Below are 16,412 nucleotides of genomic sequence, written 5' to 3'. Positions count from 1 at the left end.
CGAAGCGCTCCCAAGCCTTACGACTGCTTCGCAGCCGAGCGGGAGCAAGCTCCCTCGCCACAACGGCATCTTGCAGTCCTAAAATTGCAGGGTTTTTGATAGAATGCGAAACGCGCCGCTTACCCGGCGCGTTTTTTTTCGCATCCGGTTCACCCCTTACGAGGGTAGCCACCTGGAGATTTACCCATGACACAACAGATTGTCGTGGCGGCACTGTATAAGTTCGTCACCCTGGAAGATTACGTCGCCCTGCGCGAGCCACTGTTGCAAGCGATGGTCGACAACGGCATCAAAGGCACGCTGCTGATCGCCGAAGAAGGCATCAACGGCACCGTGTCCGGCAGCCGCGAAGGCATCGACGGACTGTTGGCCTGGCTCAAGAACGACCCGCGTATGGACGACATCGACCACAAAGAGTCGTACTGCGACGAGCAGCCGTTCTACCGCACCAAGGTCAAACTCAAGAAAGAAATCGTGACCCTCGGCGTTGAAGGCGTGGACCCGAACAAAAAGGTCGGCACCTACGTGGATCCGCAGGACTGGAACGCGCTGATCAGCGATCCGCAAGTCCTGTTGATCGATACCCGCAACGACTATGAAGTGTCGATCGGCACCTTCGAAGGCGCGATCGATCCGAAAACCACCAGTTTTCGCGAATTTCCCGACTACATCAAAGCCAATTTCGACCCGGCCGTACACAAGAAGGTCGCCATGTTCTGCACCGGCGGCATTCGTTGCGAAAAGGCATCGAGCTACATGCTCAGCGAAGGCTTCGATGAGGTCTACCACCTCAAGGGTGGCATCCTGAAGTACCTCGAAGAAGTGCCTCAGGAAGAAACCAAGTGGCAGGGCGACTGCTTCGTGTTCGATAACCGCGTGACGGTTCGCCACGACCTGAGCGAAGGCGACTACGATCAATGTCATGCCTGCCGCACACCGGTCAGTGTCGAAGATCGCGCCTCCGAGCATTACGTGGCCGGCATCAGTTGCCCGCATTGCTGGGACACGCTGAGCGAGAAAACCCGCCGCAGCGCCATCGATCGGCAAAAGCAGATCGAACTGGCCAAGGCTCGCAACATGCCTCACCCGATCGGCTACAACTACAAGCAAGTATCCTCCGAGGCCTGAACACCATGACGACTGCCCGCCTGCTCTACGTAATGGACCCGATGTGCTCCTGGTGCTGGGGCTTTGCTCCGGTAGCCAACGCGTTGGTCGAGCAGGCGGCAGCCGCGGGTGTGGACGTGCATCTGGTGGTGGGCGGTTTGCGCACCGGCAGCGGCTCGGCACTGGAACCGTCGACCCGGCGCTACATCCTTGAGCACTGGCAGGCGGTCACCGAGGCCACCGGCCAGCCGTTCAAACTGGACGGTGCGTTGCCCGATGGATTTGTCTACGACACCGAGCCAGCCTGCCGGGCGCTGGTGACGGCACGCAGCCTGGCGCCGGATTGTGCATGGAAGCTGCTCGGGCTGATTCAACATGCGTTTTATGCCGAAGGCCGCGACGTGACCCGCGCCAGCGTTCTGGTGGAATTGGCGGAACAGGCCGGTCTGCCGCGCATCGAATTCGCCGCCGCGTTCGACCGTGCCGATATGCACACCGCAACGGCAGCCGATTTCACCTGGGTCCAGGATCTGGGCATTGCCGGTTTCCCCACCTTGCTGGCTGAGCGCAATGGTCAATTGGCACTGCTGACCAATGGCTATCAACCGCTCAGTGTGCTGTCTCCGTTGCTCGGCCGCTGGCTGGAGCGCGCTGCCTGTGCATGACCTGCCCGACGATGTCGCAACCGCAAAACATGTCGATCGGCTGAGCTGGGCGGAAATCCGCCGACTGGCGCTTCATCACAAGAAATCCCTGTGGATCGCCAATGGTGTGGCCGTGCTGGCGACCCTGTGCAGCGTACCGATCCCGTTACTCCTGCCGTTACTGGTGGATGAAGTGCTGCTGGGGCACGGTGACGCCGCGCTGAAAATCATGAACCTCGCACTCCCCGAGGTCTGGCAAAAGGCCGCGGGCTATATCGGCCTGATGCTGCTGGTGACCCTGGCCCTGCGTTGCGCGGCGTTGCTGTTCAACGTGGTGCAGGCGCGGTTGTTCGCCGCCCTGGCCAAGGACATCGTGTACCGCATTCGTATCCGCCTGATCGAACGTCTCAAGCGCATCTCGCTGGGGGAATACGAAAGCCTGGGCAGCGGGACGGTGACCACGCACCTGGTGACTGACCTCGATACCCTGGACAAATTCGTCGGCGAAACCCTCAGTCGCTTCCTCGTGGCCATGCTGACACTGGTTGGCACCGCAGGGATTCTGATGTGGATGCACTGGAAACTGGCGCTGCTGATTCTGTTGTTCAACCCGCTGGTGATCTACGCCACGGTGCAGTTGGGCAAAAAGGTCAAGCACCTGAAGAAGCTCGAGAACGACAGCACCTCGCGCTTCACCCAGGCATTGACCGAAACCCTGGACGCGATCCAGGAAGTCCGCGCCGGCAACCGTCAGGGTTTTTTCCTCGGACGATTGGGGCTGCGCGCCAGGGAAGTTCGCGATTACGCGGTCAGTTCGCAATGGAAAACCGACGCCTCGAACCGTGCCAGCGGTTTGCTGTTCCAGTTCGGCATCGATATTTTTCGCGCCGCCGCCATGCTCACCGTGCTGTTTTCCGACCTCTCCATCGGCCAGATGCTCGCGGTGTTCAGCTACCTGTGGTTCATGATCGGCCCGGTGGAACAACTGCTGAACCTGCAATACGCCTATTACGCCGCCGGCGGTGCGCTGTCGCGAATCAACGAGCTGTTGTCCCGCGCCGATGAGCCTGAGTACCCCAATGGCGTCGACCCGTTCAACGGCCGCGAGACTGTGGGTATCGAGGTTCAGGGCCTGAGTTTCGGTTACGGCGACGAGTTGGTGCTGAACCAGATGAACCTGTCCATCGCCCCCGGTGAAAAAGTCGCGATTGTCGGCGCCAGCGGCGGTGGCAAGAGCACGCTGGTGCAGTTGTTGCTGGGTTTGTACACGCCATTGGCCGGGACCATCCGCTTCGGCGGCTCGACCCAGCAGGAGATCGGTCTGGAAACCGTTCGTGAAAACGTCGCCGTGGTCCTTCAGCACCCGGCGCTGTTCAACGACACCGTGCGTGCCAACCTGACCATGGGCCGCGAACGCAGCGACGAGGCTTGCTGGCAGGCGCTGGAAATCGCCCAACTGCACGCCACGATTCGTGAATTGCCCAACGGCCTGGACAGCATCGTCGGGCGTTCCGGCGTGCGTTTGTCCGGCGGCCAGCGGCAACGCCTGGCGATCGCGCGGATGGTGCTGGCCGACCCTAAAGTGGTGATCCTCGACGAGGCCACGTCAGCACTGGACGCCGCCACCGAATACAACCTGCACCAGGCCTTGGCGCGGTTCCTGAGTCACCGCACCACGTTGATCATTGCCCATCGACTGTCAGCGGTTAAACAGGCGGACCGGGTGCTGGTGTTCGACGGTGGACAAGTTGCCGAAGATGGCGACCATCAGCAACTCATTGCCGATGGTGGTTTGTACGCCAAGCTTTATGGGCATTTGCAGCAGCACTAGATCAATGCCAAGGGATGTTCAGGGCATTTTCACCACGGCCTCGATACGGCGTTGGCGGTGCATATACAGGCCTGGCGTTTGTACTGCAATGAGATCTGCCGCTTGCCGGAACCGGGATCGCCCCCTAGTCTTGCGGTAGCGATTTCGTCCGGATGACGATCAAGCAGTGCTAATGCAAGGGAACTCATGAATCAAACGCGGACTCTTGGTACGCCACGGTTGCTGGGCATCGTCTGGCCATTTATCGCTGTCGTACTGTTTCAGGCCTTGCTGGGCGGTGTCAGCCTTTATGTGCTTTCGGCGGTCCGTGGCTACGTTGCCGGTGAAAGCCTGTGGTCCAAGGGCCAGAAAGACGCCATCTATTACCTCAATCTCTACGCCGACAGCGGCGATGAAGGGATTTTTCTCAAATACCAGAACGCCATTGCCGTACCCCAGGGCGGTCACGAGTTGCGTGTGGCGCTGGACCACCAACCGCCGAATATCGAAGAGGCACGCGCAGCGATCCTCAAGGGCGGCAATCATCCGGACGATGTGTCCAGCCTGATTTGGCTGTACCTGAATTTCCGGCACTTCAGCTACCTCGAGAAAGCCATCGACCTCTGGACAGTGGGTGACGCGTATCTGGTCCAGCTCGATGACGTTGCCCGCGACATGCACCGGCACATCACCGCCAGCCCGGCTTCCGATACCGACATCCAGCGTTGGAAGGCGCAGATTTTCGCGATCAACGATGAAGTCACCCCGGCGGCAAAAGCCTTCAGTGATGCCTTGGGAGAGGGGTCGCGGGTGATTCTTCGCCTGTTGCTGGCGATCAACCTGGCCACGGCCCTGGGCTTGATCGCATTGGCCTTGATGCGTACCCATAAACTGCTCAAGCAACGCCACGCCTTTGCCGACGCCCTGCAATTGGAAAAAGACCGGGCACAGATCACCCTGCAATCGATCGGTGACGGGGTGATTACTACCGATGTGGATGGCGCCATCGCCTACATGAACCCGGCTGCCGAGGCGTTGACTCACTGGAAGGCGGAACAGGCGACCGGTTTGCCGTTGGCGGCGCTGTTCAATCTGTTGGACGACAGCGCGCAGACCGACGGTTTCACCCTGATCGAACGCATACTGAGCGGTCAGCTCAGCGGCGGCAGCGAGCATTCAAAACTGATTCAACGCCTGGATGGCAGCACGGTCTCGGTAACGCTGGTCGGCGCGCCGATCCGCAATGCCGGCAAGGTCAGCGGCACGGTGCTGGTGTTGCACGACATGACCCAGGAGCGGCAATACATTGCCAATCTGTCCTGGCAAGCCACCCATGACGCCTTGACCGGTCTGGCCAACCGCCGCGAATTCGAATACCGCCTGGAACAGGCGCTGCACAACCTGACGCGGCAGTCGGGGCGGCATGCCCTGATGTTCCTCGACCTGGATCAGTTCAAACTGGTCAACGATACCTGTGGCCATGCAGCGGGTGACGAGTTGCTGCGGCACATTTGTGCACTGCTGCAGTCCGGTCTGCGCGAAGGCGATACCCTAGCCCGGCTCGGCGGCGACGAGTTCGGCATTTTGCTGGAGAACTGTGGGCCGGAAGCGGCGGAGAAAATTGCCGAGGGGTTGCGGCAGACGGTGCAAAACCTGCATTTCGTATGGAAGGGCCGGCCTTTCGTGACCACCGTGAGCATCGGTCTGGTGCATGTCGCGCACAATCCGACCACCCTCGAAGCTTCGTTGCGCGCCGCCGACATGGCCTGCTACATGGCCAAGGAAAAAGGCCGTAACCGGGTTCAGGTCTATCACCCCGACGATTCGGAGCTGTCCTTGCGCTTCGGTGAAATGGCCTGGGTGCAGCGTCTGCACATGGCGCTGGAAGAGGATCGCTTCTGTCTGTATGCCCAGGAAATCGCGCCCCTTGGTCATACCGAGCCGGGCAGTGGGCATATCGAAATCCTGTTGCGCCTGCATGATGAAGCCGGCCGCATGATTCTTCCCGACAGTTTCATCCCGGCCGCCGAACGCTATGGTTTGATGACATCCCTTGATCGCTGGGTGGTGCAGAACGTTTTCAAGATCATTGCCCAATGCCGCGCCGAGACACGTCAGGGGCCGCTGGCCATGTGTGCGATCAATCTGTCAGGCACGACCATCGGTGATGAGGCGTTTCTGGACTTCCTGCGGGAACAGTTCGTTACTTATTCCATTCCGCCTGAAATGATTTGTTTTGAAATCACCGAAACCAGTGCAATTTCCAATCTTGGCAGTGCAATTCGTTTTATCAATGAACTCAAAGGTTTGGGATGCCTTTTTTCACTGGATGACTTTTGCGCCGGTATGTCTTCATTCGCGTATCTGAAACATTTGCCTGTAGACTTCCTGAAGATCGACGGGAGTTTCGTAAAGGATATGCTGGACGACCCGGTTAACCGCGCCATGGTCGAAGTGATCAATCACATCGGTCATGTCATGGGTAAACGTACGATTGCCGAGTTTGTCGAGACGCCTCAGATCGAGCAGGCATTGCTGGAGATCGGGGTGGATTACGCTCAAGGGTATGTCATAGAACGCCCGCAATTGTTTACCTTTGACAGCCTGCAAAGTCGTCCTGCCAGGCCCCAGCCTTTGTTGTTCAAGGCCCCTGGCACGTTCCGTTGAAATCTTTCGCTGATCTAACAATCACAATCAAAAGGAGCTCGACAGTGATCGACACATTCAACCGAACCGGACCCCTCATGGAAGCTGCAAGTTATCCTGCCTGGGCCCAGCGCCTGATTCAGGATTGCAGCGAGAGCAAGCGCCGGGTTGTCGAACACGAACTGTATCAGCGCATGCGTGACAACAAGCTCAGTGCAAAGACCATGCGTCAGTACCTGATAGGTGGCTGGCCGGTGGTCGAACAGTTCGCGTTATATATGGCACAAAACCTGACCAAGACCCGTTTTGCCCGTCATCCGGGCGAAGACATGGCGCGTCGCTGGCTGATGCGCAACATTCGCGTCGAATTGAACCATGCCGATTACTGGCTGCACTGGAGCCGCGCTCACGGTGTCAGCCTGGAAGATCTGCAAGCGCAACAGGTGGCTCCGGAGCTTCATGCCTTGAGTCATTGGTGCTGGCACACCAGTTCGGCGGATTCGCTGATCGTGGCCATTGCCGCCACCAACTACGCCATTGAAGGTGCGACCGGCGAGTGGTCGGCGCTGGTCTGTTCCAATGGTGTGTACGCGGCATCCTTCCCCGAGGAAGACCGCAAGCGCGCCATGAAATGGCTGAAGATGCACGCCCAGTATGACGATGCCCATCCCTGGGAAGCGCTGGAAATCATCTGCACGCTGGCAGGCATGAATCCGAGCAAGGCCCTGCAAGTGGAATTGCGTCAGGCCGTGTGCAAGAGCTACGACTACATGTACCTGTTTCTGGAGCGATGCATGCAACTGGAGTACGCGGAGCGAACGCCGGTAGTCCGTGAGCGATTGGCATTGGCCGAGAGCTGATCCAGGTTCCATGTAACACAACTGTGGGAGCGAGCCTGCTCGCGAATGCGATCTGCCATTCAACAATGATGTTGATTGAAAGACCATTCGCGAGCAGGCCCGCTCCCGCACTGTTTTGTGCTGTTACTTGAAACTCAACCCGCCATCGTCAACCGATTACGCCCCTCGCGCTTGGCGACGTACAGCGCATTATCAGCCCTTCGCAACAAGCTCTCGGCAGATTCGCCGGGCAGCAGGGTCGAGCAACCCAGGCTCACGGTCAGTTCGATCGAACGGCCCTCAGCCACAAATTCCTCGGTCTGCACTGCAAGACGCAGCCGCTCGCCGACCAGGGCCGCTGCTTCGCGGTTGGTGTTGGACAGTACGATCAGAAACTCTTCGCCGCCAAAACGAAACACCATGTCCACGTTGCGCAACTGTTGCTTGATCGAGGCGGCGACCGCTTTAAGCACTTCATCGCCGACACTGTGCCCATGGGTGTCGTTGATCTGCTTGAAGTGATCGATGTCCAGCATCAGCAGCGACAACGGGTGCAGGTGACGCCGCGAGACTTCGATTTCCCGCAGCAGCGTCTGGTCCATGGCGATGCGGTTGCCGGTGTCTGTCAGCGGATCGCGCAATGCACTTTGGGTCGCGGCGCGGTAGAGCAGGGTGTTGCGCATCGGGTAGAGCAGCGCGGCCAGCAGCGATTCGAGGTTGCCCTGTTCCTGCTCGCTGAAACGCTGGTTGCGACGAAACACCAGCTCACCCAAGTGTTCGCCTTCGTGGCTGAGGCTGTAGCTGATCGAGTGGTGACCGCGTTGGCCGAATTCCAGGCGCAGGTCGCTGCTCTTGTGCTCATAGCTCAAGGCATCAAGCGGTACGAGGCGCTGAACCTCACGGAAAAAAAGCCCGAGAATGCGTTGTGGTTCCAGACTGGTTTGCAGCTGCATGCTCAGCTGCTGGCGCAGTTGCGCAAGACTGACTGGCCGTTCCAGAGTCGGTTGCTGCTGACCAAAGCCCAGGCGTTGCAATTTGGCGCTGTCGAAGTCAATTGCGTTGGTCTGGGAAGGTGATTTCATATGGCGCGCGCCCTTGAGCAGTAAGGCTGTCTTACAAGCTGGGTGAGAGCGGCTTTGGGCTGCGCGTCATACTGGTCCGTCAGTCCCGTAGGACATTTCGTACAAGTTTAATCTGCTTTGTACAAGAACAGGATGCTCAAATGCCGCGACGAGAAGTCGGCGCGGCACAAAAGCGACGTACGGTATTACTGGGCGTTGAATGCCTGGCCGTTGATACCGGTGCTGTCCGGACCCATCAGGTACAGGTAGACCGGCATGATCTCCTCGGGTGTCGGATTGTTCAGCGGGTTTTCCCCTGGATAGGCCTGGGCCCGCATGCTGGTGCGGGTCGCGCCCGGGTTGATGCTGTTGGAACGTACCGGCGCCACAGTATCGACTTCGTCCGCCAGGGTCTGCATCAGGCCTTCGGTGGCGAACTTGGAAACGCCGTAAGCGCCCCAGTACGCACGACCCTTGCGGCCGACGCTGCTGGAGGTGAACACCACCGAGGCGTCTTGGGACAGCTTGAGCAGCGGCAACAGGGTGCTGGTGAGCATGAACATGGCGTTGACGTTGACTTGCATCACCCGCATGAAATTCTCGCCGGAGAGCTGCTCGATCGGTGTGCGCGGACCAATGATCGAGGCGTTGTGCAGCAGGCCGTCGAGGTGACCGAATTCACTCTCGATCATCGCGGCCAGCTCATCGTATTGATGGGGCAGGGCGGTTTCCAGGTTGAACGGGATCACGGCCGGTTGCGGGTGGCCGGCGGCTTCGATTTCGTCATAGACCTGGATCAGGTTGGCTTCGGTCTTGCCCAAAAGCAGTACGGTCGCGCCGTGGGCGGCATAGGTTTTTGCGGCGGCTGCACCGATGCCACGACCGGCGCCGGTGACGAGAATGACCCGGCCATTGAGCAGGTCGGGGCGAGCGGAATAATCAAACATAAAAAACCTCACAAAACAGAAGACAGATCGCGGCGCTTCCGATCGCGGGCAAGCCCGCTCCCACAGGTTTTTGTGGCGGATACAAAATGTGTGAACAACCCGTTCCCTGTGGGAGCGGGCTTGCCCGCGAAGGCGTCAGCATTCACGCCACATTCCCAGCACCTGAAACCGGCTCTCAGCAACCACAGAGCGCGCTATCAAGCACCTTGCGCAACTCCAGCGGGTGATCGACCACCACATCCGCACCCCAATGCCGCGGATTATCATCCGGGTGGATATAGCCGAAGGTCACGGCTGCGGTCCGGGTGCCGGCATCGCGGCCCGATTCGATATCGCGCAGGTCGTCGCCCACGAACAGCACGCTTGCCGGGTCGAGGTCGAGCATCTTGCAGGCGAGGATCAGCGGTTCCGGGTCCGGTTTGCTGTTCTTCACATGATCCGGGCAAATCAGCAGCGCCGAACGTTCGGCCAGCCCAAGCTGTTGCATGATCGGCTCGGCAAAGCGCAGGGGTTTGTTGGTGACCACGCCCCAGATCAGGTTGGCTTTCTCGATGTCGGCCAGCAGTTCACCCATGCCGTCGAACAGTTTGCTGTGGACTGCACAGCCCACGAGGTAGCGCTCGAGGAACTCCAGGCGCAGCTCCTCGAAGCCCGGCGATTCCGGGTCCATGGCGAAGGTCACCGCGACCATCGCCTTGGCGCCGCCGGAAATTTCATCACGAATGTGTTTGTCATTCATGGGCGGCAAGCCGCGGTCGGCACGCATCGCCTGGCAGATCGCGATGAAGTCCGGCGCGGTGTCGAGCAGGGTACCGTCCATGTCGAAAAGAACTGCTCTGATTCGCATCGGCTTACTCCTCGCGCAGGGTCTGGATCATGTAGTTGACGTCCACGTCGGCCGCCAGTTTGTAGTGCTTGGTCAGGGGGTTGTAGGTCAGGCCGATGATGTCCTTGACGGTCAGGCCGGCCATGCGGCTCCAGGCACCGAGTTCGGAAGGGCGGATGAACTTCTTGAAGTCATGGGTGCCGCGGGGCAACAGCTTCATGATGTATTCGGCACCGACGATGGCGAACAGGTACGCCTTCGGGTTGCGGTTGATGGTGGAGAAAAACACCTGGCCGCCGGGCTTGACCATGCGGAAGCAGGCGCGGATCACCGAGGATGGATCTGGCACGTGTTCAAGCATTTCGAGGCAGGTGACCACGTCGAACTGCTCCGGCATTTCCTCGGCCAGGGCTTCGGCGGTGATCTGCCGGTATTCGACATTCACACCCGATTCCAGCTGATGCAATTGTGCGACTGCCAGCGGCGCTTCGCCCATGTCGATGCCGGTGACGGTGGCGCCGCGCTGGGCCATGGCTTCGCTGAGGATGCCGCCGCCGCAGCCGACGTCGAGGACTTTTTTGCCGGCCAGGTTGACGCGTTCGTCAATCCAGTTGACCCGCAGCGGGTTGATGTCGTGCAGCGGTTTGAACTCGCTTTCGCGGTCCCACCAGCGATGTGCCAGGGCTTCGAATTTGGCGATTTCGGCGTAGTCGACGTTGCTCATGGTTTAAGTCCTCTAAAACTTGAAAAATCCTGTCGCCCCGGTGCTGAGTCCGGAGTGGCTTACTATTCGGTACGGCCGCTGATGCGTTGGCCCCAGGCCTTGGCGGTGGTGACCAGCTGTTGTTCGTCCAGGCGTGTCAGGCGACGATCGTCGAGCAATTGCTTGCCGGCGACCCAAAGGTGTTTCACGCAGTCCCGGCCCGTGGCGTATATAAGCTGCGAAACCGGGTCGTAGACCGGCTGCTGGGCCAGACCGGAGAGGTCGAACGCCACGATGTCGGCGGCTTTGCCGACTTCCAGCGAGCCGACATCGGCCTCGATTCCCAGGGCGCGTGCGCCGTTGAGGGTGGCCATGCGCAGCGCGCGATGGGCATCCAGGGCGGTGGCCGAACCGGCGACGGCCTTGGCCAGCAGCGCAGCGGTGCGGGTTTCGCCGAGCAGGTCCAGGTCATTGTTGCTGGCGGCGCCATCGGTGCCCACGGCGACATTGACCCCGGCCTGCCACAAGCGCTCCACCGGGCAGAAACCGCTGGCGAGCTTCAGATTCGATTCCGGGCAATGAATCACGTTGGTGTTGCTTTCTACCAGCAGAGCCAGGTCTTCATCGCTGATCTGGGTCATATGGACCGCCTGGAAGCGCGGCCCCAGCATGCCCAGGCGAGCGAGGCGGGCCAGTGGGCGCTCGCCACGCTGTTCGACCGCTTGCTGCACTTCGAAGGCGGTTTCATGTACGTGCATGTGAATAGACGCGTCAAGCTCTTCGGCGATCACCCGGATTTTTTCCAGGTTTTCATCGCCCACGGTGTAGGGTGCATGGGGGCCGAAGGTAACTTTGATGCGTTCGTGGTGCTTGAGATCGCCAAACAGCTCGACGCCCTGACGAATGGCTTCGTCCGCCGAGCTGGCACCGGGGATCGGGAAATCGAGGATCGGAATCGCGATCTGCGCACGAATGCCGCTGTTGTGTACGCGCTCGCTGGCAACCTTCGGGAAGAAGTACATGTCAGAGAAGCAGGTGATGCCACCTTTGAGCTGTTCGGCGATGGCCAGATCCGTGCCGTCGCGTACAAAATCCTCGTCGACCCATTTGGCCTCGGCCGGCCAGATATGGTTTTCCAGCCAGGTCATCAGGGGCAAATCATCGGCCAGGCCACGGAACAGGGTCATTGCCGCGTGTCCGTGGGCATTGATCAGCCCGGGACTGAGCAGCGTGTCCGGCAGTTCGCGGACTTCGCTTGCGTTAAGCTTCAGGGCGGCGGAGCGTGGGCCGATAAAGACAATGCGCCCGTCGCGGATACCCAGGCCATGGTCCTTGAGGACAACGCCGGCGGGTTCGACGGGTACCAGCCAGGTCGGCAGCAATAACAGGTCGAGCGCAGCGGCAGTGTTCGGCATCGAGGGGCGGTTCCAGTGCTTTTGTAAAGGATGGCGAAGTATACCCGAGCGTCTTCGCGGGGGGATCGCTATAATCGACGGCTTTTGTTCATGAGTGCGGGGTGTGGGATGCGCGATCGACTGTTGGCTGCGGAGAAGGTGAAGGCCATCGATTGGCGTGATGGTGCCCTGTATCTGCTGGATCAGCGTATTTTGCCGTTCGAGGAAACCTGGATTGCCTACACCAGCGCAGCTGGCGTGGCCGAGGCAATTCGCTCGATGGTGGTGCGCGGCGCACCGGCAATTGGCATCAGCGCGGCCTATGGCATCGTGCTGGCAGCCCGCGCCCGGATTGCTGAAGGGGGCGACTGGTACGCCGCGCTGGAGGAGGATTTCGCGCTGCTCGCCGATTCCCGCCCCACTGCGGTCAATCTGTTCTGGGCCTTGAATCGCATGCATGACCGGCTGGATCGCCTGAAAGGCAATGCCGATCCGCTGGCGGTGCTGGAGGCCGAGGCTATCGCCATTCATGAAAGTGATCGCGAAGCCAACCTGACCATGGCGCAACTGGGTGTCGATCTGATCCGCAAGCATCAGGGCAACGCCCAGGCGATCCTGACCCATTGCAACACGGGTGCGCTGGCCACTGGTGGCTTCGGTACGGCGCTGGGGGTGATTCGCGGGGCGTTCATCGAGGGTATGGTCGAGCGTGTCTACGCCGACGAAACCCGTCCATGGCTGCAAGGCTCACGGCTGACGGCCTGGGAGCTGGCCAACGAAGGCATCCCGGTGACCCTCAATGCCGATTCCGCCGCGGCCCATATCATGAAAACCAAGGGCATTACCTGGGTGATCGTGGGTGCGGACCGGATCACGGCCAATGGCGATGTGGCGAACAAGATCGGCACCTATCAATTGGCGGTCAACGCCATGCACCACGGCGTGCGTTTCATGGTGGTGGCGCCGAGTTCAACCATCGACATGAACCTGGCCAGCGGCGACGACATTCCGATCGAAGAGCGCGATGGCCGTGAGTTGCTTGAGGTCGGCGGCAAGCGGGTCGGGGCTGAGGTCGATGCGTTCAACCCGGTGTTCGACGTGACGCCTGCGGATCTGATCGATGCCATCGTCACCGAAAAAGGCATCGTCGAGCGGCCGGACACGGCGAAAATGGCGCAACTGATGTGCCGCAAGCGTCTGCATTGACGGTATTTGTCGTCTGATAAATTGCTATCGCTGGCAAGCCAGCTCCCACAGTGTTTTGCGGCGCACACAGAACTGTGGGAGCTGGCTTGCCAGCGATGAGGCTCTAAAGGTCAATGAATTACCCTGAATCGGGCCCGATTTCTCTATTCAACACAGCTCTGAGCCTCTCAGGTCCTCTTCAAGCCTGCCATCAGTCAACTAACTACACTCCATGCGCATCTGGGGGATAGGTGCGTGGCGGCTCTTGTGATAACATCCGGCGGTTTCCAGGGTTGCCCGATGGGGCGACCTTTACTGCGCAGATCCATGGCATAACTCGTTGATTTGTCGTAAGTCGGTGCATGGCACTCAGCCTGCAGCGGCGAGCTTCGTTCGTCCCATATGGATGTGACGAGGTTTCACCAGAAAAAGGAATCAGGCTTCTCATGGGCGAACTGGCCAAAGAAATCCTCCCGGTCAATATCGAAGACGAGCTGAAGCAGTCCTACCTCGACTACGCGATGAGCGTAATTGTCGGGCGGGCACTGCCGGATGCGCGCGACGGCTTGAAGCCCGTGCACCGGCGTGTGCTGTTCGCGATGAGCGAGCTGGGTAACGACTTCAACAAGCCGTACAAGAAATCTGCCCGTGTTGTCGGTGACGTGATCGGTAAGTATCACCCGCACGGTGATACCGCGGTGTACGACACCATCGTTCGGATGGCGCAGCCATTCTCGCTGCGCTACCTGCTGGTAGACGGTCAGGGCAACTTCGGTTCGGTGGACGGCGACAACGCCGCGGCCATGCGATACACCGAAGTGCGCATGACCAAGCTGGCGCACGAGCTGCTGGCTGACCTGCACAAGGAAACCGTGGACTGGGTGCCGAACTACGACGGCACCGAAATGATCCCGGCGGTCATGCCGACCCGTATTCCCAATCTGTTGGTCAACGGCTCCAGCGGTATCGCCGTGGGCATGGCGACCAACATTCCGCCGCACAACCTCGGTGAAGTCATCGACGGTTGCCTGGCGCTCATCGACAACCCCGAGCTGACTGTCGACGAGCTGATGCAATACATCCCCGGTCCGGACTTCCCGACCGCCGCGATCATCAACGGTCGCGCCGGCATCATCGAGGCCTACCGCACCGGTCGCGGCCGTATTTACATGCGTGCCCGCTCGATCATCGAAGACATCGACAAGGTCGGTGGTCGTCAGCAGATCGTCATCACCGAACTCCCTTACCAGCTGAACAAGGCACGTCTGATCGAGAAGATCGCCGAGCTGGTCAAAGAGAAGAAGCTCGAAGGCATCACCGAACTGCGCGACGAGTCCGACAAGGACGGTATGCGCGTCGTGATCGAGCTGCGCCGCGGCGAAGTGCCGGAGGTGATCCTCAACAACCTCTACGCCCAGACCCAGCTGCAAGCCGTGTTCGGTATCAACATCGTCGCGCTGATCGACGGCCGCCCGCGGATCCTGAACCTCAAGGACCTGCTGGAAGCCTTCGTCCGTCACCGTCGCGAAGTCGTGACCCGTCGTACCGTGTTCGAACTGCGCAAGGCGCGTGAGCGTGGACACATTCTGGAAGGTCAGGCAGTTGCCCTGTCGAACATCGACCCGGTCATCGCCCTGATCAAGGCCTCGCCAACGCCATCGGAAGCCAAGGAAGCGCTGGTCAGCACCCCTTGGGAGTCCTCGGCCGTGGTGGCGATGGTCGAGCGTGCCGGTGCCGATTCGTGCCGTCCGGAAAACCTCGATCCGCAATATGGCCTGCGCGACGGCAAGTACTTCCTGTCGCCGGAACAGGCGCAAGCCATTCTGGAACTGCGTCTGCACCGTTTGACCGGTCTGGAACACGAAAAACTGCTGGCCGAGTATCAAGAGATCCTCAACCAGATCGGCGAGCTGATCCGCATCCTCAACAGCGCCACGCGCCTGATGGAAGTGATCCGCGAAGAGCTGGAAGTGATCCGCGCCGAGTACGGCGATGTACGTCGCACCGAAATCCTCGACGCCCGTCTCGACCTGACCCTGGGCGACATGATTCCGGAAGAAGACCGTGTCGTGACCATTTCCCACGGTGGCTACGCCAAGACCCAGCCGCTGGCTGCGTACCAGGCCCAGCGTCGTGGCGGTAAAGGCAAGTCGGCCACCGGCGTCAAGGATGAGGACTACATCGCTCACCTGCTGGTTGCCAACAGCCACACCACGCTGCTGCTGTTCTCCAGCAAGGGCAAGGTCTACTGGCTGAAAACCTACGAAATCCCTGAAGCATCCCGTGCGGCCCGTGGTCGTCCGCTGGTCAACCTGCTGCCGCTGGATGACGGTGAATACATCACCACCATGCTGCCGGTCGAGGAATACACCGAAGGTCACTACATCTTCATGGCTACCGCCAACGGCACCGTGAAGAAGACCCCGCTGGAATCCTTCAGCCGTCAGCGCAGCGTCGGTCTGATCGCGCTGGAACTGGACGAAGGCGACGTGCTGATTTCTGCCGCGATCACCGATGGCGAACGTGAAGTCATGTTGTTCTCCGATGGCGGCAAGGTGACGCGCTTCAAGGAATCCGACGTTCGCGCCATGGGCCGTACCGCTCGCGGTGTGCGCGGCATGCGTCTGCCGGAAGGCCAGAAGCTGATTTCCATGCTGATCCCGGAAGAAGGCAGCCAGATCCTCACCGCTTCCGAGCGTGGTTACGGCAAGCGTACGGCGATCACCGAGTTCCCTGAGTACAAGCGTGGCGGCCAGGGCGTTATCGCCATGGTTAGCAACGAGCGTAACGGCCGTCTGGTCGGCGCGGTACAGGTGCTGGACGGCGAGGAGATCATGCTGATTTCCGACCAGGGCACCCTGGTGCGTACCCGTGTCGATGAAGTTTCCAGCCTGGGCCGTAACACCCAGGGTGTGACCCTGATCAAATTGGCCAAGGATGAAACCCTGGTCGGCCTTGAGCGGGTTCAGGAACCGTCGGAAGTCGAGGGTGAAGAGCTCGAAGGTGAAGGTTTTGAAGGTGAAGAGGGTGCCGGGTTTGTCGGTGAGGTCGTGAACGACGACGCCGCCGAAGACCAGCAACTCGACGCCGCTGCTGACGAAGAGCCACAAGAGTAAGTGGACATGAGGGGGCGGATGAAAATTCGCCCCCTTGTTGTTTGTCCGTACGGAAAATGTCGACACCCATGGATATCCCCTGTGGGAGCGAGCCTTCTCGCGAAACAAGCGCCGCAGTATCTCTGAAACAACAA

At 59.9% G+C, this 16,412-nt stretch carries 12 protein-coding genes; 7 read left to right on the top strand and 5 right to left on the bottom strand.

Features of this window, described 5'->3' with window-relative positions; translation table 11 throughout:
* Nucleotides 1-186 precede the first annotated feature (186 nt).
* The 5 genes from trhO to ACW9HW_RS23220 all read left to right on the top strand — a co-directional run bounded on the left by trhO (nt 187) and on the right by ACW9HW_RS23220 (nt 7,067).
* Nucleotides 187-1,128, top strand: a complete 942-nt coding sequence (gene trhO / locus ACW9HW_RS23240) for an oxygen-dependent tRNA uridine(34) hydroxylase TrhO (protein WP_095196478.1) — start codon at nt 187-189, stop codon at nt 1,126-1,128.
* A 41-nt stretch (nt 1,129-1,169) separates the two neighbouring features.
* Complete coding sequence (locus ACW9HW_RS23235) at nt 1,170-1,772, top strand: DsbA family protein (protein WP_170948723.1); 603 nt, start codon at nt 1,170-1,172, stop codon at nt 1,770-1,772.
* Nucleotides 1,765-3,582: an ABC transporter ATP-binding protein gene (locus ACW9HW_RS23230; protein ID WP_095196480.1), complete on the top strand. Its 1,818-nt coding sequence runs from the start codon at nt 1,765-1,767 to the stop codon at nt 3,580-3,582. The genes ACW9HW_RS23235 and ACW9HW_RS23230 overlap by 8 nt, the downstream gene beginning before the upstream one ends.
* Before the next feature lie 186 nt (nt 3,583-3,768).
* Nucleotides 3,769-6,228: an EAL domain-containing protein gene (locus ACW9HW_RS23225; RefSeq protein WP_457401864.1), complete on the top strand. Its 2,460-nt coding sequence runs from the start codon at nt 3,769-3,771 to the stop codon at nt 6,226-6,228.
* 77 nt (nt 6,229-6,305) lie between these two features.
* Nucleotides 6,306-7,067 carry a TenA family transcriptional regulator gene (locus tag ACW9HW_RS23220; protein ID WP_371917547.1) on the top strand — a complete coding sequence of 254 codons (762 nt, stop codon included), beginning with the start codon at nt 6,306-6,308 and terminating at the stop codon, nt 7,065-7,067.
* A 134-nt stretch (nt 7,068-7,201) separates the two neighbouring features.
* On the opposite strand, the gene ACW9HW_RS23215 is transcribed toward ACW9HW_RS23220, so the two are convergent.
* The 5 genes from ACW9HW_RS23215 to ACW9HW_RS23195 form a co-directional block, all read right to left on the bottom strand.
* Nucleotides 7,202-8,128, bottom strand: coding sequence for a GGDEF domain-containing protein (locus tag ACW9HW_RS23215; RefSeq protein WP_095196483.1), 927 nt, complete (start codon nt 8,126-8,128; stop codon nt 7,202-7,204).
* 185 nt (nt 8,129-8,313) lie between these two features.
* On the bottom strand, nt 8,314-9,054 hold the full coding sequence (locus ACW9HW_RS23210; protein ID WP_095196484.1) for a YciK family oxidoreductase: 741 nt from the start codon (nt 9,052-9,054) through the stop codon (nt 8,314-8,316).
* A 175-nt stretch (nt 9,055-9,229) separates the two neighbouring features.
* Entirely contained in the window at nt 9,230-9,901 is a 672-nt protein-coding gene (gene mupP / locus ACW9HW_RS23205) for an N-acetylmuramic acid 6-phosphate phosphatase MupP (RefSeq protein ID WP_095196485.1), read from the bottom strand.
* A 4-nt stretch (nt 9,902-9,905) separates the two neighbouring features.
* A complete protein-coding gene (gene ubiG, locus ACW9HW_RS23200) occupies nt 9,906-10,604 on the bottom strand; it encodes a bifunctional 2-polyprenyl-6-hydroxyphenol methylase/3-demethylubiquinol 3-O-methyltransferase UbiG (protein ID WP_007973655.1) in 699 nt (232 codons plus the stop codon).
* A 62-nt stretch (nt 10,605-10,666) separates the two neighbouring features.
* Nucleotides 10,667-11,998 carry a TRZ/ATZ family hydrolase gene (locus ACW9HW_RS23195; RefSeq protein WP_457401863.1) on the bottom strand — a complete coding sequence of 444 codons (1,332 nt, stop codon included), beginning with the start codon at nt 11,996-11,998 and terminating at the stop codon, nt 10,667-10,669.
* 108 nt (nt 11,999-12,106) lie between these two features.
* Here ACW9HW_RS23195 and mtnA point away from each other — a divergent pair, with 108 nt between their 5' ends.
* Both mtnA and gyrA read left to right on the top strand, forming a co-directional pair.
* A complete protein-coding gene (gene mtnA, locus ACW9HW_RS23190; protein ID WP_095196487.1) occupies nt 12,107-13,183 on the top strand; it encodes an S-methyl-5-thioribose-1-phosphate isomerase in 1,077 nt (358 codons plus the stop codon).
* Nucleotides 13,184-13,608: 425 nt separating this feature from the next.
* Nucleotides 13,609-16,278: a DNA gyrase subunit A gene (gene gyrA, locus ACW9HW_RS23185; RefSeq protein WP_137807907.1), complete on the top strand. Its 2,670-nt coding sequence runs from the start codon at nt 13,609-13,611 to the stop codon at nt 16,276-16,278.
* Nucleotides 16,279-16,412: the final 134 nt, after the last annotated feature.

It is taken from the genome of Pseudomonas sp. SDO5532_S415 (assembly GCF_054071155.1).
The sequence above is the reverse complement of the archived record's forward strand: the minus strand, read 5'-3'. Positions and strand labels throughout refer to the sequence as shown.